Annotated in this window: 4 protein-coding genes, 2 tRNA genes and 1 rRNA gene; all 7 read left to right on the forward strand. The window is 36.1% G+C overall.

Going from position 1 to position 3,303, the window contains the following annotated elements:
• Positions 1-79 (forward strand): 5S ribosomal RNA (gene rrf, locus JM172_RS25720); the annotation flags it as partial.
• 19 nt (positions 80-98) lie between these two features.
• A tRNA-Met gene (locus tag JM172_RS21700) sits at positions 99-175 on the forward strand.
• A 12-nt stretch (positions 176-187) separates the two neighbouring features.
• Positions 188-263: transfer RNA gene (locus JM172_RS21705), tRNA-Asp, on the forward strand.
• 323 nt (positions 264-586) lie between these two features.
• The gene (thiL, locus tag JM172_RS21710) at positions 587-1,579 is read left to right on the forward strand and encodes a thiamine-phosphate kinase (RefSeq protein ID WP_214484447.1); all 993 of its coding nucleotides are present in this window, start codon (positions 587-589) and stop codon (positions 1,577-1,579) included.
• 12 nt (positions 1,580-1,591) lie between these two features.
• On the forward strand, positions 1,592-2,050 hold the full coding sequence (gene tsaE / locus JM172_RS21715; protein WP_214484448.1) for a tRNA (adenosine(37)-N6)-threonylcarbamoyltransferase complex ATPase subunit type 1 TsaE: 459 nt from the start codon (positions 1,592-1,594) through the stop codon (positions 2,048-2,050).
• Positions 2,047-2,775, forward strand: a complete 729-nt coding sequence (tsaB, locus tag JM172_RS21720) for a tRNA (adenosine(37)-N6)-threonylcarbamoyltransferase complex dimerization subunit type 1 TsaB (protein WP_214484449.1) — start codon at positions 2,047-2,049, stop codon at positions 2,773-2,775. The genes tsaE and tsaB overlap by 4 nt, the downstream gene beginning before the upstream one ends.
• Positions 2,753-3,202 carry a ribosomal protein S18-alanine N-acetyltransferase gene (gene rimI, locus JM172_RS21725; RefSeq protein ID WP_214484450.1) on the forward strand — a complete coding sequence of 150 codons (450 nt, stop codon included), beginning with the start codon at positions 2,753-2,755 and terminating at the stop codon, positions 3,200-3,202. The genes tsaB and rimI overlap by 23 nt, the downstream gene beginning before the upstream one ends.
• The last annotated feature ends 101 nt before the right edge of the window (positions 3,203-3,303 follow it).

Raw genomic sequence — 3,303 nt, forward strand, 5'->3', positions numbered from 1 at the left:
TACCGAACACGGAAGTTAAGCTCTTCAGCGCCGATGGTAGTTGGGGGTTTCCCCCTGTGAGAGTAGGACGTTGCCAGACATAATAATATTCTTATTATCGCGGGGTGGAGCAGTCTGGTAGCTCGTCGGGCTCATAACCCGAAGGTCGCAGGTTCAAATCCTGTCCCCGCAACCAATGAATAAATGTGGTCCCGTGGTGTAGCGGTTAACATGCCTGCCTGTCACGCAGGAGATCGCGGGTTCGATTCCCGTCGGGACCGCCATATATAACTGACTCAAACGAAACTAGATGTTTCGTTTTTTTTGTATTGGTAAACTTGACATTAAATGTGTAGTTCATCTTTAAATATTTTTACGAACAACATATAGCGATGAAATCCTATAAAACCCCAACTAGCTGTTCTAATTTAGTAAAAAAAAAGAAATAATGATTATAAAGAAATATTGTTTCTTTTCATGTTAAGAAATAAATAAGTATTGACTAGAGTTCGTGATATTTTAACAAATAGAGGCTTACGAACAAATATCTAAGTTAACAAATTTATTAAATGTAATTTATTATATAAACATGATGGAGTGGTATTTTATGAGTGTAATTGATGAATTTTCATTAATAAACAAAATTAAACCACAGGTTGTAAACCAATCATCTTTAATAATGGGTATTGGTGATGATGCAGCATTAGTATCATCTCAGGATAAGTTTGATCAAATAATATGTATTGATACGATGGTAGAAGAAGTCCATTTTAAGCGAAGTACCATGAAGCCCTATCAAATTGGCTTTAAAGCTTTAGCAGCTAATATAAGTGACGTGGCAGCAATGGGGGGGATCCCTCTCTATTATTTAATATCCATCGCTATACCTAAGCATTGGACTGAAGAAGATATTCTTGTCATTTATGCAGGAATGAACGATTTAGCTAGAAATTATGATATGGATATGATTGGTGGAGATACTGTATCTACAAATGGTCCACTAGTTATATCGGTAACCGTCATTGGCGAAGTTGAAAAAGGAAAAAAACTTTTTAGAAGTAATGCCAAGGATGGTGATATCGTGTTTGTTACAGGAACGTTAGGTGATTCTTCTGCAGGGTTACAGTTGTTATTAGCTAAGGGGATTAAATATTCTTATCAATTAACTGAAAAAGAGTTAGTAAACAAACATCAAATGCCTTATCCTCGAGTGGAGATTGGCCGTTTGTTGACATGTTATAATAGGGTAGCGTTAAATGATATTAGTGATGGATTGGCTAGTGAAGCAAATGAAATTGCCGAAGCTAGTAATGTTTCAATATATCTTGAAGAAGGTCAAATTCCTTTAAGTAAACAAATATATGATGTTTGTAGTAACGAAGCTATAATAAAAGCTCTGTATGGAGGAGAGGATTACGAACTCATAGGTACATTGCCGCAGAGTGACTGGAACCATTTTGAGAAAGAATGTCTTAAACATAATTATAAGGTAACAGCCATTGGGCAAGTGAAATCTGGACCTTCAGAAGTATTACTACAAACAAATGATGGGAAAGTTAAAACGATAGAAAAAAAGGGATATAACCATTTTAACAATTGATAGGTGAAGAAGATGAAAACTTATGAAATTATAACTGATTCTGCTGAACAAACAATGAAAATTGCATACAAGCTAGCTAGTCATTTGCACCAGGGTGATGTGATTGTACTAGAAGGTGATTTAGGTGCTGGCAAAACAACATTTACTAAAGGTTTGGCGAAAGGACTAGGGATTACAAGAAATGTAAATAGTCCTACTTTCACAATCATTAAGGAGTATCAAGGTAAAGTACCTCTTTATCATATGGACGTATATCGACTAGAAAATGGGTCTGAAGATCTTGGATTTCAAGAATATTTCGAAGGAAATGGAATCACAGTTGTAGAGTGGGCTCATTTAATTGCTGATCAGTTACCAGCAGAACGGCTAATAGTGAGAATTAATCACATAAGTGAATCTAAACGGAAGCTTATGCTAGAACCTATTGGCGTACATTATGAACAAGTATGTAAGGAGATTATAAGCAAATGACAGTATTAGCAATTGATTCTTCAAATGATGTGATGGGTATTGCTCTTGTAGATGAAAGTAAGGTTATTGGAGAAATAATTACAAATGTAAAAAAGAATCATTCGATTCGTGTCATGCCTGCTATTGAATCATTATTGAAGGACTGTAACATTTCAACAAAGGAACTATCGAAAATAATTGTTGCAAAAGGACCAGGCTCTTATACTGGTGTAAGAATCGGTGTTACAATTGCAAAAACATTGGCATGGTCATTACAAATTCCACTCTCAGGCGTATCAAGTCTCGAAGTACTCGCAGCAAATGGGCGTTTTTTTCCTGGATATATTTCACCACTATTCGATGCAAGGAGGGGACAAATTTATACGGGGTTGTATTCATATAAAGCTGATGAATTGCAGCAAGTAAAACAAGATCAAAATGTCCTCTCATCTGACTGGGCTAAATCATTATCATCACTCGATAAACCAATATTATTATTAGGTAATGACGTTGAGCTACATAAAGAAGTAATGATCAGTGAGCTTAAGGACAAAGCAGTGTTTGCAGCTGAGAGTTTAAACAATCCAAGACCAGCTGAATTAGCATGGCTAGGAATGTATAGGGAAAATGAGGATATACATCAGTTTTCACCGAATTATATTCGCCTTGCTGAGGCAGAAGCGAAGTGGTTAGAAGCACAGAAAAAAGAAAGTGGAGCTGCAAATGGAAACAACAACATTGTTTAGGTTAATGAATGTTGAGGATATTGATAATGTACTGAAGGTGGAGGAGACATCTTTTGCTACTCCTTGGAGTAAGGACATCTTTTTAAGTGAAATTAATAATAACAAATACGCCCATTATATCGTAGCGGAAGAAAACGGGCTAGTTATTGGATATTGTGGGGCATGGCTTATAATAGACGAAGCTCATATTACGAATGTAGCTTTGTTACCAGAATATCGTGGCAGGAAACTAGGTGAAGCTATGCTAAAACAACTGGTGGACTTTGCAAAAGCACTTGGGGCAAAGACGATGACATTAGAGGTACGGGTATCAAATATAATTGCCCAATCGCTTTATCGCAAATTAGGATTTAATGATGGGGGAATTAGGAAGAATTACTATACAGATAATCAAGAGGATGCATTAATAATGTGGGTGAATATATAATGGAACAATTACAGAATCAAATTATTTTAGCAATCGAAACAAGCTGCGATGAAACAGCGGTAGCGATCATAAAAAATGGATGTGAGATATTAGCGAATGTT

This window comes from Bacillus sp. SM2101 (assembly GCF_018588585.1).
Lineage (GTDB): Bacteria > Bacillota > Bacilli > Bacillales > SM2101 > Nanhaiella > Nanhaiella sioensis.